Annotated in this window: 26 protein-coding genes and 1 tRNA gene; 19 read left to right on the top strand and 8 right to left on the bottom strand. The window is 59.8% G+C overall.

The features are described 5' to 3' along the window. Positions 1-635: 635 nt before the first annotated feature. The 8 genes from PH552_RS30960 (at position 636) to PH552_RS30925 (ending at position 7207) form a co-directional block, all read left to right on the top strand. Positions 636-1472 (top strand): EamA family transporter, encoded by an 837-nt coding sequence (locus tag PH552_RS30960; RefSeq protein ID WP_113250628.1) that lies wholly within the window; start codon positions 636-638, stop codon positions 1470-1472. Positions 1473-1709: 237 nt separating this feature from the next. Next, the gene (gene rplM, locus PH552_RS30955) at positions 1710-2174 is read left to right on the top strand and encodes a 50S ribosomal protein L13 (RefSeq protein ID WP_004122374.1); all 465 of its coding nucleotides are present in this window, start codon (positions 1710-1712) and stop codon (positions 2172-2174) included. Positions 2175-2176: 2 nt separating this feature from the next. Next, positions 2177-2644, top strand: a complete 468-nt coding sequence (rpsI, locus tag PH552_RS30950) for a 30S ribosomal protein S9 (protein WP_112344181.1) — start codon at positions 2177-2179, stop codon at positions 2642-2644. Between the two features lie 67 nt (positions 2645-2711). After that, positions 2712-3047 (top strand): hypothetical protein, encoded by a 336-nt coding sequence (locus PH552_RS30945; protein ID WP_162737024.1) that lies wholly within the window; start codon positions 2712-2714, stop codon positions 3045-3047. A gap of 42 nt (positions 3048-3089) precedes the next feature. Then, a complete protein-coding gene (locus PH552_RS30940; RefSeq protein WP_113250630.1) occupies positions 3090-3467 on the top strand; it encodes an antibiotic biosynthesis monooxygenase family protein in 378 nt (125 codons plus the stop codon). Further along, a complete protein-coding gene (gene speB / locus PH552_RS30935; RefSeq protein WP_113250631.1) occupies positions 3448-4401 on the top strand; it encodes an agmatinase in 954 nt (317 codons plus the stop codon). Before PH552_RS30940 ends, speB begins: the two co-directional genes overlap by 20 nt. A 136-nt stretch (positions 4402-4537) precedes the next feature. Beyond that, positions 4538-5470, top strand: coding sequence for an N-acetyl-gamma-glutamyl-phosphate reductase (gene argC / locus PH552_RS30930; protein WP_183763200.1), 933 nt, complete (start codon positions 4538-4540; stop codon positions 5468-5470). 429 nt (positions 5471-5899) lie between these two features. Further along, positions 5900-7207, top strand: a complete 1308-nt coding sequence (locus PH552_RS30925) for a DUF2778 domain-containing protein (RefSeq protein ID WP_183763196.1) — start codon at positions 5900-5902, stop codon at positions 7205-7207. Between the two features lie 22 nt (positions 7208-7229). Here PH552_RS30925 and PH552_RS30920 read toward each other — a convergent pair whose 3' ends face one another. Beyond that, positions 7230-8333 (bottom strand): COX15/CtaA family protein, encoded by a 1104-nt coding sequence (locus tag PH552_RS30920; protein WP_183763193.1) that lies wholly within the window; start codon positions 8331-8333, stop codon positions 7230-7232. Between the two features lie 112 nt (positions 8334-8445). On the opposite strand from PH552_RS30920, the gene PH552_RS30915 reads away from it, so the two are divergent. After that, positions 8446-8655, top strand: a complete 210-nt coding sequence (locus tag PH552_RS30915; protein ID WP_047627098.1) for a DUF2842 domain-containing protein — start codon at positions 8446-8448, stop codon at positions 8653-8655. Between the two features lie 135 nt (positions 8656-8790). Continuing rightward, positions 8791-10047 (top strand): GNAT family N-acetyltransferase, encoded by a 1257-nt coding sequence (locus PH552_RS30910; protein WP_183763190.1) that lies wholly within the window; start codon positions 8791-8793, stop codon positions 10045-10047. Here PH552_RS30910 and PH552_RS30905 read toward each other — a convergent pair whose 3' ends face one another. Next, positions 10048-12291, bottom strand: a complete 2244-nt coding sequence (locus PH552_RS30905; RefSeq protein ID WP_113250635.1) for an exopolysaccharide transport family protein — start codon at positions 12289-12291, stop codon at positions 10048-10050. It lies immediately after the preceding gene. Positions 12292-12482: 191 nt separating this feature from the next. On the opposite strand from PH552_RS30905, the gene PH552_RS30900 reads away from it, so the two are divergent. The 6 genes from PH552_RS30900 (at position 12483) to PH552_RS30875 (ending at position 18697) form a co-directional block, all read left to right on the top strand. Further along, positions 12483-13058, top strand: coding sequence for a polysaccharide biosynthesis/export family protein (locus PH552_RS30900; protein ID WP_112344270.1), 576 nt, complete (start codon positions 12483-12485; stop codon positions 13056-13058). 11 nt (positions 13059-13069) lie between these two features. Beyond that, a complete protein-coding gene (locus tag PH552_RS30895) occupies positions 13070-14215 on the top strand; it encodes a glycosyltransferase family 4 protein (RefSeq protein WP_113250636.1) in 1146 nt (381 codons plus the stop codon). 76 nt (positions 14216-14291) lie between these two features. Then, entirely contained in the window at positions 14292-15851 is a 1560-nt protein-coding gene (locus PH552_RS30890) for an undecaprenyl-phosphate glucose phosphotransferase (protein ID WP_183763187.1), read from the top strand. Next, complete coding sequence (locus PH552_RS30885; protein ID WP_113250638.1) at positions 15848-17110, top strand: O-antigen ligase family protein; 1263 nt, start codon at positions 15848-15850, stop codon at positions 17108-17110. The genes PH552_RS30890 and PH552_RS30885 overlap by 4 nt, the downstream gene beginning before the upstream one ends. Then, entirely contained in the window at positions 17107-18342 is a 1236-nt protein-coding gene (locus PH552_RS30880; RefSeq protein ID WP_113250639.1) for a glycosyltransferase family 4 protein, read from the top strand. Before PH552_RS30885 ends, PH552_RS30880 begins: the two co-directional genes overlap by 4 nt. 64 nt (positions 18343-18406) lie before the next feature. Continuing rightward, a complete protein-coding gene (locus tag PH552_RS30875; protein WP_113250640.1) occupies positions 18407-18697 on the top strand; it encodes a helix-turn-helix domain-containing protein in 291 nt (96 codons plus the stop codon). Positions 18698-18772: 75 nt separating this feature from the next. Here the strand turns inward: PH552_RS30875 and PH552_RS30870 are convergent, their stop codons facing one another. Both PH552_RS30870 and PH552_RS30865 read right to left on the bottom strand, forming a co-directional pair. Then, positions 18773-19795: an extracellular catalytic domain type 1 short-chain-length polyhydroxyalkanoate depolymerase gene (locus tag PH552_RS30870; protein WP_246698542.1), complete on the bottom strand. Its 1023-nt coding sequence runs from the start codon at positions 19793-19795 to the stop codon at positions 18773-18775. A 221-nt stretch (positions 19796-20016) separates the two neighbouring features. After that, positions 20017-20229 (bottom strand): hypothetical protein, encoded by a 213-nt coding sequence (locus tag PH552_RS30865; protein WP_112344167.1) that lies wholly within the window; start codon positions 20227-20229, stop codon positions 20017-20019. Positions 20230-20471: 242 nt separating this feature from the next. On the opposite strand from PH552_RS30865, the gene PH552_RS30860 reads away from it, so the two are divergent. Beyond that, entirely contained in the window at positions 20472-20864 is a 393-nt protein-coding gene (locus PH552_RS30860) for a hypothetical protein (protein ID WP_113250641.1), read from the top strand. 91 nt (positions 20865-20955) lie between these two features. Beyond that, on the top strand, positions 20956-21654 hold the full coding sequence (locus PH552_RS30855; RefSeq protein WP_113250642.1) for a thermonuclease family protein: 699 nt from the start codon (positions 20956-20958) through the stop codon (positions 21652-21654). 38 nt (positions 21655-21692) lie between these two features. Here PH552_RS30855 and PH552_RS30850 read toward each other — a convergent pair. Next, a tRNA-Pro gene (locus tag PH552_RS30850) sits at positions 21693-21769 on the bottom strand. 87 nt (positions 21770-21856) lie between these two features. Next, on the bottom strand, positions 21857-22261 hold the full coding sequence (locus PH552_RS30845; protein ID WP_113250643.1) for a BA14K family protein: 405 nt from the start codon (positions 22259-22261) through the stop codon (positions 21857-21859). Positions 22262-22436: 175 nt separating this feature from the next. Between PH552_RS30845 and PH552_RS30840 the strand changes: the two genes are divergently transcribed. Then, positions 22437-22694 carry a hypothetical protein gene (locus PH552_RS30840; protein ID WP_183763172.1) on the top strand — a complete coding sequence of 86 codons (258 nt, stop codon included), beginning with the start codon at positions 22437-22439 and terminating at the stop codon, positions 22692-22694. Between the two features lie 146 nt (positions 22695-22840). On the opposite strand, the gene PH552_RS30835 is transcribed toward PH552_RS30840, so the two are convergent. Next, positions 22841-23167 (bottom strand): hypothetical protein, encoded by a 327-nt coding sequence (locus tag PH552_RS30835; protein WP_112344163.1) that lies wholly within the window; start codon positions 23165-23167, stop codon positions 22841-22843. 251 nt (positions 23168-23418) lie between these two features. Then, positions 23419-24525 (bottom strand): porin, encoded by a 1107-nt coding sequence (locus PH552_RS30830; protein WP_113250644.1) that lies wholly within the window; start codon positions 24523-24525, stop codon positions 23419-23421. Between the last annotated feature and the right edge of the window lie 89 nt (positions 24526-24614).

The raw sequence follows: 24614 nt of genomic DNA, 5'->3' as shown, positions 1-24614 counted from the left end.
ATAAATTAGAAATAACTCATGTAGTCGCGTTTGAAATGAGAACCGATTGCGAACATGGAAAACATGATGTCCCATAAATTATCCACAGAATAATTTTCGTGATCGTGCGGAGATATACCCTGAATCTCGGCGACTTTGCAGTTTCTATACTTGAGACAAGGTTTGTTTTTCAACGTGGCGTCCGCCAGCCATAGTGATATCAAATGGAAATATTTTTCATTATTTGCAGAATTAGCCGCTAAGTTCGATAGCTCAGCTGACGTTATGTCGCCTTTTGCCCACGATTTTCACCCACGCGGCTTTGCCATGACCCACTCCAGGCCTTTCGCCGACGGAGCGCACTGTCGTTTTTAAGTAAGTGGTGTCTAATGCTACTCACGCGTTCACAGGACATGCGATATTTGTTCGCGCTTCATACCCCAATAAATTAGCCACTTATAATGTGCGGAAGAGGGATTTGGAACATAGAAGGAACCCCCTTCAAATGCCGGCCGCTCGAATTTGGCCGAGATGAGGCAAGTCTTTATATCAGAGTATATTTCGTTGCTTTTTGATGTATTGCGGATCATATGAAAGCCTGACTCCCACAAAATGCCAAGCATCTGCGCCTGATCCGTTAATCTCCGAGGTTTTTCGTGTCTTTCGACGTTATCGCGCTCGTTCTTTTCGGCGCCCTGCTGCATGCGACGTGGAATGCGATCATCAAGGCCGGAACCGATAAATCGCTCGATGCGGCACTTGTGTCGGCCGGTGGCGCGGTTGCAGCGCTCCCCTTGGTGCCGTTCCTCCCCTTGCCGGCCGCTCCCGCCTGGCCGTTCATCGGCGCTTCGGCCATCCTGCAATTTGCCTATTTCCAGCTTGTCGCCGCCGCCTATCGCGCCGGAGACATCGGGCTCGTCTATCCGCTGATGCGCGGCGTGGCGCCGCTTATCATTGTCTCGACCAGCAGCTTCATCCTCAAGGAGACGCTCTCGGGCGGCGCGCTGATCGGCACGATGACGATCTGCGCCGGCATATTGACGCTGGCCTTCGAGGCACGGAAGGGTGGACGCCGGGCCATCATGCTTGCGCTTGCCAATGCCGTCGTCATCGCGACTTATACCTATGTCGACGGCGTCGGCGCCCGGATATCGGGCAATTCGGTTTCCTATACCCTATGGATGGCGCTACTGCCTCCCATTCTCCTTTTCGCCTGGGCGATCTCGCAACGCGGTGTCGGTGCGGTCGCCGCCCACATCCGGTATAACTGGTGGCGCGGGTTTATCGGCGGCGGCGGTTCGATCGCCTCGTACGGACTGGCATTGTGGGCGATGACGAAGGCGCCGGTGGCGATGGTTGCCGCCTTGCGCGAGTCATCGATCCTTTTTGCTTTGATCATCTCCGTCGTCGTCTTGAAGGAGCGCTCCAGCATCTGGCGCTATATTGCCGGCGCCATTATCGCCGCCGGAGTGCTGATTTTACGGCTTGGCTGACGGCAAAATGTGTGGTTTTACTATACCACAAATACAAGCCATTGATTTTTATGCATATTTTTTATAGTCATCCGATCTGGCGATATTGACCCAGGAGCCTAATCGCTCTATAAGCCGCCGCAGATTGCAGCCTTTCCGGGCTGCTTTCTTTTTGGCACGCATCCTTGCGCGTCAAACCAAGCAACAAGAAACGCCCAGACGCCTCCGGGCCAAGGGTCCTAAAAGAGAGTATGCAACATGGCAACCTTCTCCCAGAAGCCTGCAGAGGTGGAGAAGAAGTGGGTTCTCATCGACGCCGAAGGGCTTGTCGTTGGCCGTCTCGCTTCTATCATCGCAATGCGTCTGCGCGGCAAGCATAAGGCTACCTTCACGCCGCACGTCGACGACGGCGACAACGTCATCGTCATCAATGCCGACAAGGTCGTCTTCACCGGCAAGAAGTACGAAGACAAGGTTTACTACTGGCACACCGGTTATGCCGGCGGCATCAAGGAGCGTACGGCTCGCCAGATCATCGAAGGCCGCTTCCCGGAGCGCGTCGTTGAGAAGGCCGTCGAGCGCATGGTTCCCCGCGGTCCGCTCGGCCGTCGCCAGATGAAGAACCTGCGCGTCTACGCCGGCTCGAACCATCCCCACGAAGCCCAGCAGCCCGTCGTTCTCGACGTCGCCAAGCTGAACAAGAAGAACGTAAGGAGCGCCTGACAATGGCTGACCTCTCCTCCCTGAAGGATCTCGGCACGGCATCGGAAGCTGCTGCTCCGGTTCACGTCCGCAAGGTCGACTCGTTCGGCCGCTCCTACGCGACCGGCAAGCGCAAGGACGCCGTCGCCCGCGTATGGGTCAAGGCCGGCTCCGGCAAGATCATCGTCAACGGCAAGGACTACACGGCTTATTTCGCCCGTCCGGTCCTGCAGATGATCCTGCGTCAGCCGATCGTCGCTGCTGCCCGTGACGGCCAGTTCGACATCATCGCAACCGTTGCCGGCGGCGGTCTTTCCGGCCAGGCCGGTGCCGTTCGCCACGGCCTGTCCAAGGCGCTGACCTACTTCGAACCGGGCCTGCGCTCGGTCCTGAAGAAGGGCGGCTTCCTGACCCGCGACAGCCGCGTCGTCGAACGCAAGAAGTACGGCCGTGCAAAGGCACGTCGTTCGTTCCAGTTCTCCAAGCGTTAATCGCTTATCCGAGATCAGACATTGGAAAGGCCGGGGTTTCCTGGCCTTTTTCTTTGCGGCATTGAAAATGATGCAGATTCGCCAAGGCAAGGGGACCGGTTTTGTGGCAAGGTCCGACCACAAGCTAAGGGAGAGTTCAATGCATAGATTCGTCTTTCCGCTGCTGCTCCTGATCGTCAGCGTCTCGCCCGCCCCATGCGACGATGCCAAACCGGTCGAGCCTGCCGAAAGCGCCGCGGATATGCAGAGCATGAAGGATTTTCTTCAGGCGAACCCGGATTGCCGCGAGTTCAACGACAGCTGCTCCTATTGTGTCGTGACAGATGGGCGGGCCGACTGCTCGACGCCGCAGATCGCCTGCGTGAAAAAGGCGTATCAATGCACCGCCAGATCGGGCAAATAAGCGTCACGCATATTCGTCTGCGATTAACCCGTGAGGCACGCCATGAGCACGCACAGAACATCCCGTTTTGCGGCGACCCCCGAGCCGCCCTACTACATCGTTTCCTTCGCTTCGGTCCGAACGGAAGGAGACAATGGTTACGGCGCCATGGGCGAGCGCATGGAGACGTTGGCGCTGGCGCAAGACGGCTGTCTCGGGCTCGAAAGCGCGAGAGGCGCCGATGGCTTCGGCATCACCAACTCCTTCTGGCGGGACGAGGAAAGCATTCTTGCCTGGAAGAATGTGGTGTCGCATCTGGCCGCGCAAAAACTCGGGCGCGAGCGCTGGTACGAACAATACAAGGTTCGCATAGGACGAATAGAACGGGCCTATGATTTCCAGCTGAACAAAGGAGATACTCTTGCCGAGCACGTCGATTGACCATGCCTTCACGGCGACCAGCCTGACCTCTGCGGCCAGCGACCCGACCTTCGCAGGCGCGCTCTCCTTCATGCGCCGCCGCTTTTCCAAGTTGCTTGATGGCGTCGATGCAGTGGTGTGGGGCATTCCCTTCGATGCCGCGACCTCCAACCGGCCGGGAACGCGCTTCGGTCCGCAGGCAATCCGTCGTGCTTCGGCGATCTTCGACAATGATCCGCAATATCCCTTCAACCGCGATCTCTTCGCCGAGATGGCCGTCATCGACTATGGCGACTGCCTGCTCGACTATGGCAATCATCAGGATACGCCGGCAGCGATCGAGCGGCAGGCAAGGACGATCCTCGACAGTGGCGCCTTCTTGCTGACCCTCGGCGGCGATCACTTCATCACCTGGCCGCTGTTGAAGGCGCATGTCGCCAGGCACGGGCCGCTGGCGCTGGTGCAGTTCGACGCCCATCAGGATACGTGGTTCGATGACGGCGGACGCATCGATCACGGATCCTTCGTCGCCCGCGCCGTGCGTGAGGGGCTGATCGATCCGGACCGCTCCCTCCAGATCGGCATCCGCACGCATGCGCCTGACGATTTCGGCATCCAGATTCTTTACGGCCACCAGGTCGAGGAGATGAGCGCCGCCGATATCGCCTCTACGATCATCTCCCATACCAAGGGTGCGCCGACCTACCTGACCTTCGACATCGACTGCCTCGACCCCGCCTATGCGCCGGGCACGGGAACGCCGGTCGCCGGAGGTCCCTCCAGCGCCAAGATCCTGTCGGTGCTGCAGAGACTGCATCAGCTCGACATCAGGGGTGCCGATGTCGTCGAGGTCTCGCCCGCCTATGATCACGCCGACATCACCGCCATTGCGGGCGCGACCGTGGCGATGTATATGCTCGGTCTCCACGCCGAACGACGTGCGAGCGGTCGCTGACGCACGATTTCGGAACAGCGCGGCGGTTTTTGAAGACCGTCGTGCTGCCTCCGAAGCGGCCGTTATGAAATTGAATCAACTGCATGGCAAACTGAGTCCGGAAACACTCTCAACCTATTGAAAGAGCGGGAATACGATGGCACCGAAGATTTTCATCGATGGCGAACACGGCACCACGGGCTTGCAGATCCGCACGCGCATGGCCGACCGCCGCGATGTCGAGCTTTTGTCCATTCCGGAAGCCGAGCGGCGCAATGCCGCCATGCGCGAGGACATGCTGAACAGCGCCGATATCGCCATTCTCTGCCTGCCCGACGATGCGTCGAAGGAAGCGGTAAAGATGGTGGCTGCCAACAATAATGTTCGCGTCATCGACACCTCGACGGCCTTTCGTATCCACCCCGATTGGGCCTATGGCTTCGCGGAAATGGACAAGGATCAGGGCGATCGGATCAAGTCTTCGCGTTTCGTCGCCAATCCCGGCTGCTATCCGACGGGTGCGATCGGCCTCATCCGGCCGCTGCGCGCCGCCGGCATTATTCCGGCGGACTATCCCGTGACGGTCAACGCCGTTTCCGGCTACACCGGCGGCGGCAAGCAGCTGATCGCGCAGATGGAAAATCCGGATCATCCGGATGCGATCGCCGCGCCGCACTTCCTCTACGGGCTGCCGCTGACCCACAAGCACGTGCCCGAGATGACGACGCATGGCCTGCTCGACCGGGCACCGATCTTTTCGCCATCCGTGGGGCGTTTCCCCCAGGGTATGATCGTGCAGGTGCCGCTGCATCTCGGCGATCTGGCGGAGGGTGCAACGCTCGAAAGCATCCATGCTGCGCTCGTCGAGCATTATGCCGGCCAGGATATCGTCCAGGTCGTCTCGCTCGATGAGAGCCGCGCCCTTCCCCGCGTCAATGCCGTCGAACTTGCCGGCCAAGACACGATGAAGCTCTTCGTCTTCGGCACGCCGGGCGGCGCGCAGGTCAATCTGGTGGCGCTGCTCGATAATCTCGGCAAGGGCGCATCGGGTGCAGCCGTGCAGAACATGGATCTGATGCTCGGCGCTTAAATCGCCCGACACAGGTGACGCTTCACCAACCCGGCCCGTCCTCCGCAAAGGATCGACAAGGCCGGGTTTTCTTATATCGGCAGCAGCCCATTCGCGATTTCAAGCGCACAAATCCGCTCAGCCTTATTTCCGCCTTCTCACTAAATTAGCTGGCACTGCACGGAAATGTGATCGGCCATGAGGCTCCGCGACCAATTGGCGGGCGGATTTGCTCTTTAACGGCTTCACTGACTGAACGAACAGGGCGTTCAAAGCTATCCCTTTTTTCAATGAATATCCGAGAATGAACCATCGTAAAGGAATTGGTTACCATAATTCGGCATGCTTCCAGACAGTCGGCAAGTCGGCGGCCGGACGCGGCTTTCGCGTTAGGGCGCGTGTGCGTTTTTGAGCCGGCGTGGTGTCTGTGTAGTTTGGATAACGAGTATCATGGCGTTTGCGACCGAGACCTTCGGTAACTTCAATTCGCGTTCCGGCTACGCCCCGCGATCGAAAAAATCCTTCCGAATCCGTCCCGGTACCTTGGCAACCGGCGCTGCCGTAGCGGCTTTCGCCTGGATTGCCGCGACGCTCATGACAACGCAATCGATGGTGCTGTCGCTTCCCGGCGCGGCTTCGTCCGACAATTTCCTTGCGCCGCGCGCCTCGGCCTTCATTGTCCCGCAAAACCATGTGATGCGTCCCGCCCATCTCGCCGCGCAGACGACATCGCTGCATGGACAGAGCCGTTTCGGCGGCATGGCTGACGCAGAAGTTCAAGCGAAAGCCGCCGGCGCGGACGCGGTTCGCTTGCAACTGGCGAATGCCCTGGCGCAGCAGGCCTCCGAGATCAAGCAGGCACAAAACGCGGCGGCAAGCATCAAAAGCGGCCGTATCGAAGTAGCCGCTGCTCCGCCGGAGACGATCGACCGTCTGCGTAAAGTAATCGCCGTAAACTTCGCTATCGCCGTGCAGCAGCTGAACCAGGTGAAATATGCCGCGGCCCTGAGACCGGCTGCAAGCCCCGTAAACACGACCGCGCAGCCGGCTGCCATTGCCGCGGCAGCACCCGCGGTGAGCCTGCCTGCCGTTGCCGAAGCGAAGCCATTGCCCGCCAAGGATGCCGACATTGCCGTGGCCGAGGCCGTGCTCAACGTCATCCCCGTGGCCCGCCCTGCCCGCGAAACACCGGTAGAGCGCGCCGGCGCCACCGCCGCTATCGCCAAGGCAACGGGCAACGACACTGCGGCTCAGCCGTCATCGCGCTTGATGGCCTATGCGGATCCGGACGACAGTTCCGTGCGCAAGACGAAGCCCTTCATCAATCCCTTCGCTGCCATCAGCCCCGGCGCAGGCACTGCGATCTACGATATCGAGGCGAAGACCGTCTATCTGCCGAGCGGCGAGCGCCTCGAGGCCCATTCCGGCCTCGGTCTGATGCGTGACAATCCCCGCTATGTCGACCGCAAGAATACCGGCCCGACGCCGCCCGAAACTTATAATCTGACCTATAGGGAAAGCCTGTTTCACGGTGTGCAGGCGCTGCGCCTGACACCTGCAAACGGCGCCCGCATCTACGGCCGCGACGGCTTGCTGGCTCACACCTACATGCTCAGAGGAGGTCGTGCCGAATCGAATGGCTGCGTGGTCTTCAAGGATTACAACCGCTTTCTGGCCGCCTTCAAGCGTGGCGAAATCAAGCGTCTGAAAGTGGTCCCGCGCGTGTCGTCGGCTGCAAGCGTCGCCTCGGCGCGCTAAAGGGATCGAGGCGCGGCACGCCTCAATTTCCCACGACAATCGACGTCTGATGCGGCAGTTCGCCGTAGAAACCACGCCAGTTGGCAATGGCGAAGCCGAAGACGATCAAGGCGCCTGCCTGATGCGCAAGGGCCAGATCGAGCGGCACATGCAGCAGCAGGGTCGAAATGCCGAGGATCGCCTGGATCAGCACCAGCACGAACACGACGACGGAGCGGCGCGCATGCGTGGTTTGCGGCGCTGCCCGCACCGAGATGATCATGTTGAAGGCGACGACGATGAACAGCGCATAGGCGCCGAGACGGTGGACGAACTGGACCGTCTTCGGGTTCTCGAAGAAATTGATCCAGCCCGGCGACTGTATGAAGAGGTCTCCAGGTACGATAGCGCCGTCCATCAGCGGCCAGGTATTATAGGAGAGGCCGGCATCGAGGCCGGCGACCAGTGCGCCGAGATAGATCTGGAACAGCGCCATGAAGGCGATGAGACCGGCAAGCATCGCCGAATAACGCGTCGGCGGCGGTTCGTTCGAATGCGGCGACAAGGCGCGCATGAACCACATGCAGGCGGCGAAGATCAGACAGGCGGTGACGAGATGGGTGGCCAGGCGATATTGGCTGACATCGGTGCGCGCTTCCAGGCCTGAAGAGACCATCCACCAGCCGATCGCCCCCTGAAGACCGCCAAGCACGAAAATGCCGGCCAGCGGCAGCCAGAGCTTCCGTTCGACACGGCCGGTCAGAACGAAGAACAGCAACGGCACGCCAAAGATGATGCCGATGGTGCGCGCCAGCAGACGATGCGCCCACTCCCACCAGAAAATGGTCTTGAACTCGTCGACCGTCATGTCCTTGTTCAGGATCTGGAATTGCGGGATGCGTTTGTAGAGGGTGAACTCCTCTTCCCATTCCTGCGCATTCAGCGGCGGGATGACGCCGTGGATCGGCTGCCATTGCGTGATCGACAGGCCTGAATTGGTAAGGCGCGTCGCCCCACCCACCAGCACGAGGCCGAACAGAACCAGAAGCACGCAGGCAAGCCAGATGCGGATGGCGCGGCGATTGCGGTCCTGACGGGCCACTTCCTTCAAAATCGCCTGTTCGGTCGTAAAATTAGTGGCGGCCATGGCTTCTCCCTTCGATCAGGCTGTTGATTTGCCCGATAGGGGCGTGCAAAACAAGTCCCGGGAGTTTGCGGCATGCCGTCGCGGCATGTCGTCGTCAAGAGGAGAAAATCCCGTGCCGCTTCGCCTGCGCAAATTCATAGGCATGATCCTGCTCGTGCTGTTGGTTGCAATCTATGCGATCGTTGCCATGATCGTTGCAGTGCGAACGCTTGCGGATCAACCCGGCTGGGTTCATTTCCTGTATTTCTTTTTCAGCGGCATCATCTGGGTATTGCCGGCAATGGGCATCATCAAGTGGATGGCCGGCCCACGTCCGCAATGAGGCTCGCCTGGCCGTGATTTACACAAGGCTAACCCTGATCCGCGCCTTCCAGCGCGTGACTGTCTCATCTTAAGCCAAAAATAAGCCGTTGCCTGCCAGACTGCCTTTGAATGCCGCCGGAGCGGAGAAGATCGGATGCAGACCCAAATGCGAGATATCGCCGGCACGCCGCCCGCCGAGACAGCGGACGGGCGCACTGCATCCAATCGGATGGAGCCGGTCAGAGCTGATCGTCTTCGGATCAACATCGTCGACAGCATGGCACCGCTGGAAGCGGAATGGCGCATGCTAGAGCAGGACGATCTCGCCTCGCTGCACCAGAGCTATGATTGGTGTGCGGCCTGGGCCGAAAGCTTTCGGCATCCTCTCGCCATCGTTCGAGGTTCCATCGGAGGTCGCCTCGCTTTCATTCTGCCGCTGGAAATCATTCGCAGCCGTGGAATAAGGCGCGCAGAATTCATCGGGAGCCGACACAGCAACATCAACACCGGCCTGTTTTCGGCCGAGTTTCTCGCGGATGGCAAATTGACCTCGGCCCAAGCGGCAGCCATCGTGGCCGCTTTGCACGGCAGGGCGGATCTTGCCATCCTACGCAACGTACCTTTCGAATGGCGTGGCCGCGCCAGCCCGCTGGCCTCCCTCCCCGCCGTCGAAAACCAGAACCATGCCTTCCAGATGCCTTTTCTTGGCAGTTTCGAAGCAAGCCTGAAGCAGGTGAACGCCAAGCGGCGGCGCAAGAAGTTCAAGCATCAAAGCAGAATTCTCGACGCCAAGGGCGGCTACGAATATGTGATTGGCGGCCCCGATGAGCAGGATGCTCTCCTGGGCCTGTTCTTCCGCCAGAAGGCGATCCGTTTCCGTGATGCCGGTCTGCCCGACGTCTTCGACGATGCTCCGACCAAAAACGCGCTGCACGCGCTGCTGCACCGGCGCGGAAACAACACGTCCGACGCGACGTTGCAGATGCACGCGCTACGCCTGAAGGGCGAGCATGACGGGCACATCCCGGCGGTCGCAGCCCTTTCCCGAAAGGGAGATCACGTCATCTGCCAGTTCGCCTCCATCGACGAGACGCTGGTTGCCGAGGCGAGCCCCGGCGAATTGCTGTTCTGGCTGATGATCGAGCGGCTGCATCGCGAAGGCGCCGCCCTCTTCGATTTCGGCATCGGCGACCAGATCTACAAGCGCTCCTGGTGCCCGATGGAAACAGTGCAGCATGATCTGTTCCTGCCGATCTCGGCCATCGGCCATCTCGCCGCGGCGGCACACCGGAGCATGACGCGCACGAAAGCGGCGATCAAATCCAATCGAAAGCTCTATGCCTCCATCCAGCGAATACGGGCACGCCGCAGTGCCGACGCGCCGCCGGCGGGCGATGCCGACGGGGACTGATCAGGCGGCGTCGCGGCGCGTATCGGGATCATGTTCCTCGCGCCATCCGGACATCAGGATGATGTGTTCGTAGCCCGCTTTCTGGAACTCCGCCATCGCGGCAATGAACTGGCCCTCTTCGGGCTCCGGCATGGAAAGTATGATTTCCGTGTCCTTGCTGCGCGTCAGCCGCGCGACGCCGGAAACTTCGGCCGCGCCGCATTCCACCAGAACGATATCATAGGCCGAACCGAGCGCATCCAAGATCAGCGAAAGGCGGTCGGCGCCGCGCATGGCGCGGGCGAGATCACTCATGCCTTGCGGGACGAGATGGGCGTCCGACAGCCGATCCGGGTGGATCGTGTCGCCAAAGGCGGCTTCGCCACAAAGCAGATCCGTCACGCCGGCAAGCTCTCCATGTTCGGCCATCAGCCTGGAGGGGCATCCCGAACCGGTCATGTCGACCAGCACGACGCGGCTTCCCGCATCGGCGATGGTCCGCGCCAGCATCACCGTCGCGGTGGATCCGTCGTCACCGGTCGGTGATATCGCGATTGCCAATCGCGATCCGTTGTCGATCAAATAATCGGCGACGGATTGGATGGAGAAATCCTCTTCCTCCTCCACCGCATGACCTTCGTTCTGCGGTTCATCTGTCCCACCGATGGCGGGATCCGCGGCCTGGATAGGTGTTTCCTCCATCGGAACCGAAAGCAGGCTCGCGTGCATCGCGCCGCGGCTTGCCCTGACAGCGGCGAGAGCCGGCATCATGTCGGTATTGATTGTGGCATCGGCTGGGTTGCCGGCCTGGGTCTGCCCAGGCGCTTCGGCCGAGGCGGCCGCTTCCCTGCGCGCAGGACCGATGGGCCGCAATGCCCGGCCGCTGAACAACTCAGCGAGCATGATGACGATGGCAGTCAGGATAAAAGTCGCCAAGGTCGCGACGATGACGATGGGACCGACCTTCGGAAAAGACGGATCGGCCGGCTCGACAGCGGTGGAGACTACGCGGGCATCGGCAGGGCTCGAATTCTTGTCGGCGCGCGAGGTGGCCTCGCGATAGCGTGCGAGATAGGTTTCGAGCAATTGCCGCTCGGCCGTCGCCTCGCGTTCCAGCGCATTGAGGCCGACCTCGTCCTCCCCTGCCCGTGCGCTGGCGGCCTTCAGCGTGTTCGATTGCGCCAATAGCTGCTGTTCGCGCAGCTGCGCCACCTTTGCCTCGTTCTCAATGCTGGCCAGAATTTTCTGGGTCTCGCGATTGATCTGCTGCCGGATATCGGCAAGCTGCGCGCGCAGGCTCTTCAGACGAGGATGACCATCCATCAGTGTCGTGGACAAATCCGAGATTTGCGATTCCAGGCCGGATTCCGTCGCCTTCAGCCGCTGGATGCTCAGCGACCCGGAGACATCGGCGAGCGTGTCGGTGGAACGGCCGCTGGACAATGCACTGCGCACGGCTTGCGCCCGCGCCTCGGCATTGGCGCGGTCGCCGCGCACCTGAGCGAGCTGAGTGGAAATATCCGCAAGCTGCTGCGTGGCGAAATTGCTGTTCTGGCTGGTCTGAAGAAGGCCATTGGCGGAGCGATAATCCGCGACCTTCTTTTCGGCCTCGCTAACCTTCTCGCGCAGCTTGGCGATCTCAGGCTCCAACCAGCGTGTCGCCTCGCTGTTGGAATCGAGTTTGGCACCGCTCTGCATCGACAGATAGACCTGCGCCATCGCATTGGGAACGCTGGCCGCAAGATCCGGATCGCGGGAGGTGAAGCTTATGCCGATGACGCGCGAACTGTTGATCTGGTAAACCTGCAGGCGGCTGTTGAAGGCATCCAGCATCCGCTCTTCCGGTGCCTTGTCGGCAGCAGCGCGCTTCAGGTGCAATTTAACCAGGATATCGGAGAGCGCGGAGCCATTGTTGCCGGCGGCGAATTCGGTGCGATCGTAGAGCTTGAGATTGGTAATGACCTGCTTGACCAGATCCGCCGACTGCAGGATCTGCACCTGGCTGGCAATGTTGAGCTCGTCCAGCAAGGGCGCCGAACTGGAGTCGTTGTTGGCCGTCGTCGTCGCAAATGCCGGCGCGCGCTGCTCTATCAGAATACGCGCCTCGCTGCGATATTCCGGTGACACGAACTTCGCGAAGACAAAGGCCAGACAGGCCCCTGCCAGCGTGATGGCAATGACGCGCAACCGCCGCTGCCATACGGCGCGGAAGAGCTGCGCGAGATCGATGTCCACATCCTGCTGGGTGTTGTTGACACCGGACATATACAAGAACTCCGTAATAGAAAGCCGGAATTAATCGTAAACGACTATGGTAACCCAAGGGTTAATAGTATTTCTCGAGCGTTATTTTGAGATTCACTAATTTCTGCCGGAATTTCCTTCGCTCTTTACCGACCGTTAACCCTAACGGATTGATAACGACGACAGTGTTTTCCCTTTCCTATGAGCGCGAAATGCCCTTCGCAAAGCCAAAGATATTCCTGGCACTTGGCGTGGCAGCCGTGAGCGCCGCGCTTACCGGCTGCAATACCTATCAGCCTGCGCCGAAAGCCTTCAATGAGGCTACTATCCAGCCCTATGCGCTCGACAGCGGCGACCGGCTGCGCGTGACGGTGTTCGACCAGCCGGGATTGACCAATACCTATACGATCGACCAGGCCGGCTACATCGCCTTCCCGCTGATCGGCCAGGTGCCTGCCCGCGGCAGGACATTGCAGCAACTTTCCGGCCAGATCGCGCAGAAGCTCCGCCAGGGCTATATACGCGACCCCGACGTGACCATCGATATCGACCGCTATCGCTCAGTCTATATTATGGGTGAGGTCGGTCAGCCCGGCCAATATTCCTACGTGCCCGGCATGACGATCCAAAACGCCATTGCGGTTGCCGGCGGCTTCACGAGCAGGGCCAACCAATCCAATGCCGATGTCACCCGCAAGATCAACGGTCATGTCATGACGGGACGGGTCGGCATTTCGGATCCGGTGCTGGCAGGCGACACGATCTATGTCAGAGAGCGGTTGTTCTAACCGCACCGCTCATGGCCAGACCACTTCGAATACTCCATTGCTTCAGATCGCCGGTCGGCGGGATTTTCCGCCATGTCCGCGACTTAGTGGAAGAGCAGAGCAAGGCGGGACATCAGGTCGGCATCCTTTGCGACAGCCTCACGGGGGGAGAGCATGAGGATCGCCTATTCAGCGATATCGCGCCCTTTCTGGCGCTTGGCGTGATCCGGCTGCCGATCCGACGGCAGATCAGCCTGTCGGATACAGCGACGCTTTGGAGCAGTTACAAGGAAATCAGAAGTTTGCGGCCGGACGTGCTGCATGGGCACGGCGCCAAGGGCGGCCTGCTTGCGCGCGTTCTCGGCTCGATCCTGCGGGTCAACAGGTATCGCGTAGCCCGCCTCTATACCGCGCATGGCGGCAGCCTCCACTTTTCCCGCGCCTCGCTGCAGGGCATGCTGGTGCACAGCATGGAGCGCATGCTGGAGTTCCTGACCGACGGGCTGATCTTCATCTGCGATTTCGAACGGCGCACTTACGAGAGGAAGATCGGCAAACCACGGACCCGCTCCGTCATGATCTACAACGGCATCAGTGACCGGGATTTCCGCGTTGTGCCGACACGATCGGACTCGGTGCATTTCGTCTACATCGGCATGCTGCGGGACCTCAAAGGTCCTGATCTGTTCGTGGACGCCTTTGCGAGGACCGAGCGGCGGATCGGCAGGCCGCTTTCGGCATTGATGATCGGCGACGGGCCGGACAGGGACAAGTACCAGAAGATGATGACCGAGCGCGGCCTCGGCCACCGCATAGGCATGCTTCCGGCCATGCGTGTCCAGGAGGCCTTTACGGTGTCGCAGAACGTCATCGTTCCCTCCCGCGCCGAAGCCATGCCCTATATCGTCCTGGAAGCGCTTGCCGCCGGAAAGACCGTCATTGCCTCGCGCGTCGGCGGCATTCCGGAAGCGCTCGGCGAAAACAGCCCGGCGCTCGCCAAGCCGGAGGACGCAGACGACTTGTCGCGCGTGATGGCTGAGGCGATAAGCGAGCCGGAGTTCGGCCACCGCAACATGCCTCATATCGAAACAATCCGCTTAAACTTTTCTGCCTCGGCCATGGCTCGAGATACTCTGCGTCTGTATCAAAATATACTTGGCATGGACGCCGACGTTTAGAATACAAGCAAGTGTTGTAAGTGTTTCTTAGCTGATATCTGATAGCCATTTTCCGGTAACGACCGGATAAATTGCCATGAACACCAGTGAGAAGTCCGAGCAATTTAACTTGGACAATATTCGCAAGCAGGTTTCGGAAATCCGCACCCGCGATGCCGAAGAGCCGCGCAGCGACCAACCGGGCAGCTTGAATGCCTATGCCCGGCAAATCGCCGAACAGTTTCGCGAAACCAATCAGTCTCCGGCGATCGTCGTGGGGCAGTACCGGCTGTTCGAGTTCCTGTCATTGCTTGCGCTCGGGCTTGCAACCCTATTTTTCGGAACGGCGCCGGACGATCATCCGTTCGTGTCGAAGGCTGCGGTAACCATCGCGCTCAGTGGTCTTGCCATCGTGTTTCTGCAGATCGCCGATGCCTATCAGATACCGATATTGCGCGCGCCGCATCACTTCCTGCACCGGATTCTCGGAGCGTGGGCTGCCGCATTTGCGGTCATGGCCATCGCGCTTATTCCGTTCGACATCAACAATATCTATTCGCTCCATCTTCTCGGCGTGTGGCTCGCGGTGGGTGCTGGGTTCCTGCTCGTCGCCCGGCTGCTTTTCGCCTATGGCATTCGCAATTGGGCCCGCAACGGCATCATGGAAAGGCGCGCCGTGATCATCGGCGGCGGCGAACCGGCCAAGGAACTCATCCGCGCCCTGGAACACCAACCCGACAACGACATCCGCATCTGCGGCATCTTCGATGATCGCGGCGAAAAGCGCTCACCCGTCATGGTCGCCGGCTATCCCAAGCTGGGGACGGTGATGGAGCTCGTCGAATTCGCCCGGCTCGTGCGCGTCGACATGCTGATCATCGCGCTTCCGATCAGCGCCGAAGAGCGCATCCTGCAGCTGCTCAAGATGCTGTGGGTGCTTCCCGTCGACATTCGCCTGGCGGCACATGCCAACAAGCTGCGGTTCCGTCCACGCGCCTATTCGCATGTCGGCGCCGTGCCGATGCTCGATATCTTCAACAAGCCGATCCGGGATTGGGATGGCGTTGCCAAACGCATCTTCGACATTTTCTTCAGCCTCGTGGCACTCGCCCTACTCTGGCCAGTGATGCTGGGGGCAGCGATCGCCGTGAAAGTGACCTCGAAAGGGCCGGTCTTCTTCATGCAGAAGCGCCATGGCTTCAACAACGAGATCATCAAGGTCTTCAAGTTCCGCTCCATGTATACGCATATGAGCGATCCTACGGCGCGCAACGCCGTGACTAAGAACGATCCACGCGTCACTCCCGTCGGACGCTTCATCCGCAAGACATCGATCGACGAACTGCCGCAGCTTTTCAACGTGCTGCTCGGCAATCTCTCTCTGGTCGGTCCACGGCCGCATGCCGTGCTTGCCGCCAGCCATAACCGCACCTACGCGGATGTCGTCGAAGGCTATTTTGCACGCCATCGCGTCAAGCCCGGCGTGACCGGCTGGGCGCAGATCAACGGCTGGCGCGGCGAGATCGACAGCGACGACAAGATCAAGTTCCGCACGGCCTACGATCTCTACTATATCGAGAACTGGTCGCTGCTGTTCGACCTGAAGATCCTGTTCCTGACGCCGTTCCGTCTGCTCAATACGGAAAACGCCTATTGAGCGCGATCGACCTCCCATCGTCCGGCGTCGCCCAGCCGCAGCTTGCCGCAATGCGGCTGGTCGGCACTGCGAGCGTCGCCGTCGGCGTGTTTCTTTCCGGCTTCGTGATCGCGGAGCCGGCGCCCTATGAGCTGTGGCTCGCCTTTCTCATCGGCATATGGTTCATCCTCGGGCTGAAGATATCGCGGAGCATCGCGCCGCTTCTGGCCCTGTTCCTGGCATTCAATGTCGGCGGCATGCTCTCGATCACGCAGATGCATGATCTTACCGCCGGCAACCATCTGGACGGTCCGATCTATATCGCCGTATCCGCCTTTCTGGCGCTGAGCTCCGTCTTCTATGCGGCCATTACCGAAGACAGCGAAAGACGGCTGAAGCTGATCTTCAATACCTGGGTGGTGGCGGCGCTGATCACCGCGAGCCTCGGCATTCTCGGCTATTTCCATGCCGTGCCGGGTTTCGACATCTTCACCCGCTACGACCGCGCCATGGGCGCCTTTCAGGACCCGAACGTCTTCGGTCCCTATCTGGTGACACCGAGCATCTACCTCATGCACGGCCTCCTGATCGGCGACCTGAAGAAGGCTCCGATCAAGGGCGTCTGCCTCTTCGTCCTGGCCTTCGGCATCTTCCTCTCCTTCTCCCGCGCGGCCTGGGCGCTGTTCGCATTCGCCTCGATGATGCTGATCTTCTGCATGCTGCTGAAACATCGCAGCAATAGGTTCCGCTTACGCATCCTGGTCATGTCGCTGACGGCGATCATCCTGATGGTCGTCCTGCTTGTCATCGCGCTGCAGTTTCCGCAGGTCAGCGACCTGTTTTCCACGCGCACGCAGCTCGTACAGAGCTATGACGGCGGACATCTCGGCCGCTTCGAACGCCACAGCATCGGCTTCATGATGTCGATGGAACGGCCGCTCGGCATAGGGCCACTGGTCTTCGGCCAGATCTTTCGCGAAGACGAGCACAATACCTGGCTCAAGACACTGACCACCTACGGCTGGCTCGGCTTTATTTGCTGGGTCAGCATGATTTGCTGGACCATCTACATCGGCTTCCGCAATCTCCTGAAGGAACGCCCCTGGCAGCCCTTCGTGATGATCGCCTGGGTCGTCATTCTCGGCCATGTCGGCATCGGCAATGTCATCGATACCGACCATTGGCGTCATCTTTACATGTTGATCGGCATCGTCTGGGGCTGCGGCGCTCTCGAGCAAAAGTATCAGCGTGGCTTGGGCAGAAGGGAAGCAGCGCCTTGAACATCCGTACCAACGTCAAGCGTCTGTCACTGTTGCAGGTTCTCGAACCAAGCGGCGGCGGCTCGGGGCGGCATTTTCTCGATCTGTGCCGGGCGATGCAGCATCGCGGCCATTCGGTGACCGCCATCTATTCGCCGGTGCGCGCCGAAACCGCCTTTGTGACGGAGTTGGAGAACATCGGCCTGGACCAGGTCATTCCGCTCGACATGCGGCGCGCACCAGGTCCTTGGGATCTCTCGGCCTGGTGGCAGCTTCGCAAGATTGCGGCAGCATATGGGCCTTTCGATCTGATCCACGGCCATAGCTCGAAAGCCGGCGCGCTGACGCGTCTGCGGCTGCCGGGACGGCATGCGCCGGTCCTTTACACGCCGCATGCCTTCCGCACCATGGACCCGACGCTCGGCGCCAAGGGACGGTTGATCTATGGCGGCATCGAACGCTTTCTCGGCACCTGGCTGACGGATCGCCTGGTCTGCGTTTCGCAGGACGAATATAATCATGCCGTCTCGCTCGGCATTCCCGAAGCGCGCCTAAGCGTCGTCGTCAACGGCGTCAACGCGCCGCCTCTCAGCCAGCGCGCGGCCATCCGCAAGAAGTACGGCATCCCGCAGGGCGCCCTTCTCTTCGGCTTCGTCGGCCGGATGACCCGCCAGAAGGCACCGGAGCGCCTTGTGGATGCCTTTGCGCGAATAGCCGCGGACATGCCGCAAGCCTATCTGCTGATGATCGGGATCGGCGAACTGGCCGAGAGCGTCAAGGAGAAGATCAAGGCCGCAGGCCTCGAAGACCGCGCGCGGCTCGACGGCAGCGTGCCGGGCGTGACCGCCATCGACGCTTTCGATGCCGTGGTCATGCCCAGCCGCTACGAGGCGATGTCCTACGTGATGCTGGAGGCTGCAGCCGCCGGCAAGCCGCTGCTGCTCGCCGATGTCGGTGGCGCGCGCACGGTGCTGGAACACGGCAAGAATGGCTATATCGTCCCGAACAGCGATGACCCGGAAGCATTGGCAGCCGCGATGGCGCGCCTTGCCGATCCGATGCTGCTTGCAAGCCTGACAGCGGAGGCTCGGCGGCGCAAGGATGGCTATACGCTGACCGGCATGGCCGACGCGACCGAAAAAATCTATCATGATTTGCTTGGTCGTCCCCTCCCCGCACCATTGGAACTGGAGGGAAATGCCAGGTTGCTGGATACGGTGGAGGGCCGAAGGAAGAGCGCGGCCGCCCTTTAGGCTTCCGCGTGATTTTTATTCGAAACCAGTTCCGCTTTCGGAGCCGATGCGATAGACTTAACCCATGATTACTTCAGCGCAATTACGCGGCGCACGCGCCATGCTCGGACTGACGGTGGAAGCGCTTGCCAACGAAAGCAAGCTTCCGGTTTCGACGATCGAGGCACTGGAAACGGACGGCGCCTCGAACGATTTCAAGGCACTTTCCGCAGTCCGTTCCATCCTGGAAAATCACGGCGTCGTCTTCCTCGCCGGCGGCAGCGATGGCACTGGCGGTCCTGGCATACGCTTCAAGCATTGGTCTGAGAATGACGGCATCCGGCCTGAAAATCTGAACTCCACCAATGACGACTAGAGTGCGGCGCGCACTCCAATATCCGCTCCGGCGCTTTAGACGCTGATCTTTCGCAAGCCGTTCATACGGTGTGCTTCAAGCCGACAACTTCCAGCTTTTGACGAGTTCTTCGGGCGCCGACAGTACTGCGGGCAGGATGAAGCGTTCGGTATCGTTGGCCGGCTCCCAGCCCTCGACAGCAGACCCGACGGGCAGGCCATGCCCGAAATCGTGCAGCGTTACGAGCTCCAGGATCATGTTGCCGTAGTCGTCGCGCCATTCGCGCCGCTCGCCGCCTTCGAAGAGACGCAGCCGGCCTTTGGTGCGCGGACGCTCATGCGCAGCCAGCCATTGCGCCACGGACGCCTCCGCATTGGCGAAGGACACGACCTCATCCTCATCGCCATGCCATATGGAGACCGCCGGATAGCGCGCAGCTTCGGGCGAGACTTCGCGAACGAGCTCGCCCCATTTTTCACCCGTCTTGGTCGAGCCCCGCCTCATGACGTCAAGCGCCGACATGGCATCGCGGGCGGCACCGAAAGGCAGGCCGCCGATGATGGCGCCCGCTGCAAACAGCTCCGGATAGGTTGCCAGCAACGCAGCCGACAGGGCGCCGCCTGCCGAGAGGCCCATGACGAAAATCCTGCCGTCATCGATATCGTGGACCCGGCGGCTGAAATCGATCATTTCGCGGATGGAGCCGAGTTCGCCGCGGTCGCGCGTGACCATGCTTGGACGAAACCAGTTGAAACAGAGATTGGGATTGTTCGACATCTTCTGCTCGGCATAGAGCACGGCAAAGCCGTGCGCGCGAGCGAGCGCAGTCCAGCCGCTGGCTCGATCGAAATCCTCGGCATTCTGGTGACAGCCGTGCAGGACAACGACGAGCGGCATCGGGCCTTTGACGCCCGGCGGCACATATTCGAACATGCGCAGATCGCCGGGGTTGCGGCCGAACCACAAAACCTCCGTCAGACGCTGCGGCGCAAGCCGCGCGGAAACACGACGGCGCGATGGCTGCGACAGCGGCCGCGTCATCGGAAATTTGAGCTGCGGCAGCTCTACGGAATCAACGAGCAAGCGGCGAAGCCGGCTCGGAACTTTAAAATTCATCATTGACCTTTCCATCCACGCCAACGGCGATCGTTTTTCATCGGCTGCGTCTGGCGCGCACTGTTTCTCTCCAGAATCAGTGACATCAAGAAATCGAATCTCTTTGTGCAACGCAGCAAATATAGGGAGGCAGGGCGGCTTCGAACAGGCACAAAGCATCATTGCTGCTATGTGAAATCAGCCTAAATCGATTAGATCGCTGGCCATAAAAAAACGCAGTTGCGTCAGAAATAAGCCCTGGCAAGCGCGAGAAGTTTTGCGTCGTCCTTCACGCCCTGGCGGTAAAGCTGGATGATCAACGCCCCAAGACGCTCAGCTTCCGGACTGCGGGAGTTCATGCCACGATCCTTGCAAACGGTGTCCAACACCTTCTCCAAGCGATCCAGATCGTCTGAAAACAGGGGCAAATCCCGCGGATGAATAGGAGTTTCCAACATTCGTGCATCTCGTCATCTTTCGGGTAGAAGCACGCTGAACCTCGCCGTCACCCGCATCATATCCGACGATGGAACCAGACTATGCGCTTTGCACGCAGGCTTGGCAAGGAAGCATTTTCGGCACTCACGCCCGTCTGATTCGCAGGTACAGCGGCGATTCCCATCAGGACTACAATTTTAAGTGACCAGATCACCAAGCCTTTATCCGCATTTGCGATAAGCGGGAAAACAGAGGCAAGACGATGAACAGATTTTTGATCCCGACTTTCGTGGGCATGGTGCTTTTCACCACGACGCAGCCGACCCTCGCACAGAATTTCCAGAACCTTCCCTTGCGCAATCCCCGCCAGCCTCCGGAGGGATATATTTCCGTACAATCCGGAATATCGATCTCCTATCCGGTGACGGACGGCGATAACGAGGAACAGCAGGAGAAGGCCTTGAAATCCTTCTACAAGATCGCGGCGAGCAGCTGCACGACCCTGCTCGAAACCATCGCCGATGCCTGCGAGATCAGCGCCATGTCGAGCAATAGTTCGGTCAACAATCCCGACAACCGCGGCACTAGACTTTCCGTCAGCGGACAGGTGACAATGTCGGTGAAACTCAAGCCAGCGGCGGCAGTCGCGAAGTAGCCTCTCCGATCCGAGTGTGCAAATCCGGTCCAAGCCAACGGATCGGTAAGAAATGGTGGCGATAATCCCCTCGCAATCGAGGGATGATACCATGGCGAAAGCGAAACGACGCACGCGGCGCAAACCGCAGTCCAAGGCGGGCAATTCGATGTGGCTATGGGGCATGGTCGGCCTGGCAACCGTCGCCGGCATCTATGCCTATCAGCATCGCAAGGAAATGCCGACGATGCTTGCCCATGCCGGTGCAGTCGCCGGCATACCGCATATGGCCCGGGAAGCGCCGGTGCCGGAAGCCAAACCACAAATAAGGACGGCCGCGATCGTTCCCGAGCCGCGCGCCGCGGCATCGGCCCTGCCCGTACCACCCGCCGCCATTCCCGTGGCATTGCCGGTCAGCAGGACACCGATCGAACGGCCCGTCCCTAGCCTGCGCCCCCAGGCCGGTGGCCGTTTCGTGATTTGCGGCCCCGGTTCCGGAACGAATTGCGTAGTCGACGGCAATACCTTCTGGCAGAATGGCGTCAGGATTCAGCTGGCCGATATCGACGTACCGGATGCGGATGCCGCGCGCTGCCCTGGCGAGAGGCAGAAGGCAATGACCGCGAAACTGCGCCTCCAGGCCATTCTCAATGACGGGACCTTCGTGCTTTCCGGCAGCAGCCGCCCCGATGACCGCAATGGCGGCAAGCTGCGTATCGCGATGCGCGCCGGCCGCTCGATCGGCGACCAGATGGTCTCCGAAGGCCTTGCGCGCCGCTGGACCGGCCAAGCACCGTCCTGGTGCGGCTGATTTTTCTGAAAATTCGATTGGGAGTTCAAGGAGATAAATGGTCGGGGCGACTGGACTCGAACCAGCGACCCCTTGACCCCCAGTCAAGTGCGCTACCGGGCTGCGCTACGCCCCGACCTGCCGAAACGGCTTGTTTCGTTTAGAGTTTCGAGTTTCCCGACGCAAGCGAAAAGTAGCGGCCTGCTCAGAAAAAGTTGCGCGCTCAGCGGCACTCCCGCCTTGGCCCATAGCTCGGCTGATAGGTATTGTCCGAGGCGCGGTAGGAGCGATAGCGGCTGGCGCAGGCGCGGGCATGATCGTCATCATAGTAACCTTGAGCGCGCTGCCCGCTGAAGAGCGTGCCGGTCACGAAGGACTTGAAGAGCACGCCGCTGTCCGAATTATCGTCATAATAACTGTCGTTACCATGCAGCCTATGGCCGCTGCCCCACCGGTTGTGGTGATGCCTATGGCCGTGGCCATGATCATGCACCTGGACAATGTCCGACTGGACAGGTGCTGGCACGGATAGGGCTGGCATGGTGATGGCACCCGCCGGCATGGCAACACAGGCTGCCAGCAAAAGGCCAAAGCCCGCGGCAGCTATCGACCTGGGGATCGTAAACATATGCAACTCCTTCGAAATCCGGCGACAGCATCATGCACTTCTGCGTGAAAACCTTGCTGCCGGGCATGCCGTGATTATTTGTATATAGTGACTTGGAGCCACACTCATAGATGCCCCTCCGTCTTTATTGCGTGACGGTTTTCCGGGGATACGAAGCGAGCGGAAAGTTAAGGCCATGAAACCCGTTATAATGCTTATGCTGTGCGCATCGTTGCTTGCAGCCTGCACGACAGCCGAACCGCTGCAGCCCATTCCCGGCAGCATCACCTATGGCGGCCAACCGCATATGAAGTTGACGAAATCGCCTCCCGGCTCGCAATTTCAGCATCGCTTCACCAACCAGTGGGGCGAGGATGTCATTGAAACCTATATCATCCAACCCGACCGGAGCCTGAAGCTCGTCAACCGTCAAGTGACGAGCCCGCCATTCTGACAGCCAGAACAGTTCTTTGCTTTACGCAAACCCGGACGGAAAACAGCTGTGCGCTTTTTCTGGAATTGCTGTGGTTGCTCATCAACGAAAACTCCGCCGGTGTGAGCCGACGGAGGAAGCATGCGGATGGCTGGCGACGGTGACGCTTACCAGCAGCGATAGCAGCGGCGGTAATAAGGCCGGCCGTAGTAGCCGCGATGGTGATGATCGCTGACGGCAGCGCCGACGAGAACGCCGCCGATGATCCCGGCAGCGGCAAGTCCGGCAGCCTGATTTTCAGCCTGCTGCGCCTGGACGCGGTTTGCCTGATAGGTCGCGCCAACGCAGCGATTGTAACGCTGCGTGCCGGGGCGGAGCCCCTGCGATTGACAGGTCATTTCGGCATTCATCGCAGATTCCTGCGGCGTCTGACAGCTCGACAGAATGGTGGTAATGGCGACGAGACTCGCGGCCACGGTGGCACGTATGCGCATATTCCCTCCGGCAATTTAAGATATAGTCCCGAGGAAGCGGGATACAGCCAACGGTAAGCTTTAGCAAGCAAGAGTCGGGCAAATAGCCACAGATAACAGTCGAAAATGCCTGAAACTACGCGTAAGAATAGTATTTTGCTTAACAACTCAATAGGATAAAGCTGAGAAAGAAGAAGGCCCCGTTAGAGAACAGGGCCTTCCGCATTCAACCCGCCCATATACGCCGGCGGTCGAGATCACTTAATCTCGGATTAGAAATTCCGCTCGAAGCGGAGAATGCCGGCAACCGTGTCGTCCTTGATGAAGTCGTAGTGCATGTAGGTCACTTCAGGCTCGACCAGGAAATTCTTGACCGGATAGATCTTGAGGTTGGTGGTCGCTTCGAATATCTTGGATTCGGTGTAGGCAAGCTGCAAGTTCCACTTCAGCTTGTCATTGATCGGCACGGCGACACCGCCCCAGAGAGCCCAGTCCCCCCAGCCGCACTTGGCGGTGTTGACAGCGCCGCTCGAGGTCGTGCACGCGGAAATGTCCTGGTTGGTGCCAGCATATTTGTTGAGCTTGTCGCCATCGGTGTTCCAGCCACCCATCAGGAAGGCTTCCACACCGCCGAACTTGGCGTCGATGCGAGCCTTGATCGCCCCCTCTTCGACGATCGAGTCATAGCCGCCGACAATCTTGAAGCCCCAGTTGCCGGCCTTGTAGCCAGCGCCGGCAACGACGTCGGGAGCATAATGATTGGACTTGTCGTCCGTCCACCATCCTGCGCCATAAGATGCCTCGCCATCGGAGGTGGAGTAGCTGTCCTCCAGCGAGATCACAGCCGTGAAGCCATTGCCTGCGTCGTAATTGTAGGTCAGCTGGTTGAGTTCGTATGGACCGTCATAGATCGCATCGTCGTTGATGACATCGCCGGCATAACCGGCATAGAGGTTGAACTGCGAGTCGAGCTTGCCAACCGTGAAGCCGGCAAGGCTGATATTGGCAAACAGGAGCTTGGAGGAGGTTGCACCGCCATCGTTCCACTCCCAGCGGAAGATGGTGTTGGTCTTCAGCGGACCGTATTCGGTGTCGGTTGCGGTATCGACATTGAGTTCCACGCGCTCGTGCCAGAGCGTTCCGACCTTGCTGCGCGGATTGTAAGCATCATACCACTCGCCTTCCGTACGAACCTTTCCGCCAATCTTCAGGCAGGTTTCGGTGCCGGGAATATAGAAATAGCCTGTTCCGTACGCATCGCAGATACGGACATATTCAAGCGGTTCGGGTTCGGCGGCGACAATAGCGTCAGCGGCATGGGCGGCGCTCGCTGCGGCGATAGCAGCGGCGGAGCCAAGAAGAAGGCTCTTGATGTTCATGGTGTCTCCATTCGACTATCCATCAGGGATGGAGTCTCCCGGCAGACAACAACGTGCCCCTCCATGGCCTGACTGGCTGTTCCCCTCAC

The organism is Rhizobium aureum (genome assembly GCF_030182495.1).
In the GTDB taxonomy this organism is placed as follows: domain Bacteria; phylum Pseudomonadota; class Alphaproteobacteria; order Rhizobiales; family Rhizobiaceae; genus Rhizobium; species Rhizobium tropici_C.
Note: the sequence above shows the minus strand (reverse complement) of the source record. Positions and strands in the feature narration are given on the sequence as shown.

Coding starts and splice junctions, on each gene's coding strand:
- rplM (WP_004122374.1), top strand. CDS start 1,710: ATGGCAACCTTCTCCCAGAAGCCTGCAGAGGTGGAGAAGAAGTGGGTT.
- rpsI (WP_112344181.1), top strand. CDS start 2,177: ATGGCTGACCTCTCCTCCCTGAAGGATCTCGGCACGGCATCGGAAGCT.
- PH552_RS30945 (WP_162737024.1), top strand. CDS start 2,712: ATGATGCAGATTCGCCAAGGCAAGGGGACCGGTTTTGTGGCAAGGTCC.
- PH552_RS30940 (WP_113250630.1), top strand. CDS start 3,090: ATGAGCACGCACAGAACATCCCGTTTTGCGGCGACCCCCGAGCCGCCC.
- argC (WP_183763200.1), top strand. CDS start 4,538: ATGGCACCGAAGATTTTCATCGATGGCGAACACGGCACCACGGGCTTG.
- PH552_RS30925 (WP_183763196.1), top strand. CDS start 5,900: ATGGCGTTTGCGACCGAGACCTTCGGTAACTTCAATTCGCGTTCCGGC.
- PH552_RS30920 (WP_183763193.1), bottom strand. CDS start 8,333: ATGGCCGCCACTAATTTTACGACCGAACAGGCGATTTTGAAGGAAGTG.
- PH552_RS30910 (WP_183763190.1), top strand. CDS start 8,791: ATGCAGACCCAAATGCGAGATATCGCCGGCACGCCGCCCGCCGAGACA.
- PH552_RS30905 (WP_113250635.1), bottom strand. CDS start 12,291: ATGTCCGGTGTCAACAACACCCAGCAGGATGTGGACATCGATCTCGCG.
- PH552_RS30900 (WP_112344270.1), top strand. CDS start 12,483: ATGCCCTTCGCAAAGCCAAAGATATTCCTGGCACTTGGCGTGGCAGCC.
- PH552_RS30895 (WP_113250636.1), top strand. CDS start 13,070: ATGGCCAGACCACTTCGAATACTCCATTGCTTCAGATCGCCGGTCGGC.
- PH552_RS30890 (WP_183763187.1), top strand. CDS start 14,292: ATGAACACCAGTGAGAAGTCCGAGCAATTTAACTTGGACAATATTCGC.
- PH552_RS30875 (WP_113250640.1), top strand. CDS start 18,407: ATGATTACTTCAGCGCAATTACGCGGCGCACGCGCCATGCTCGGACTG.
- PH552_RS30870 (WP_246698542.1), bottom strand. CDS start 19,795: ATGATGAATTTTAAAGTTCCGAGCCGGCTTCGCCGCTTGCTCGTTGAT.
- PH552_RS30865 (WP_112344167.1), bottom strand. CDS start 20,229: ATGTTGGAAACTCCTATTCATCCGCGGGATTTGCCCCTGTTTTCAGAC.
- PH552_RS30860 (WP_113250641.1), top strand. CDS start 20,472: ATGAACAGATTTTTGATCCCGACTTTCGTGGGCATGGTGCTTTTCACC.
- PH552_RS30855 (WP_113250642.1), top strand. CDS start 20,956: ATGGCGAAAGCGAAACGACGCACGCGGCGCAAACCGCAGTCCAAGGCG.
- PH552_RS30845 (WP_113250643.1), bottom strand. CDS start 22,261: ATGTTTACGATCCCCAGGTCGATAGCTGCCGCGGGCTTTGGCCTTTTG.
- PH552_RS30840 (WP_183763172.1), top strand. CDS start 22,437: ATGAAACCCGTTATAATGCTTATGCTGTGCGCATCGTTGCTTGCAGCC.
- PH552_RS30835 (WP_112344163.1), bottom strand. CDS start 23,167: ATGCGCATACGTGCCACCGTGGCCGCGAGTCTCGTCGCCATTACCACC.
- PH552_RS30830 (WP_113250644.1), bottom strand. CDS start 24,525: ATGAACATCAAGAGCCTTCTTCTTGGCTCCGCCGCTGCTATCGCCGCA.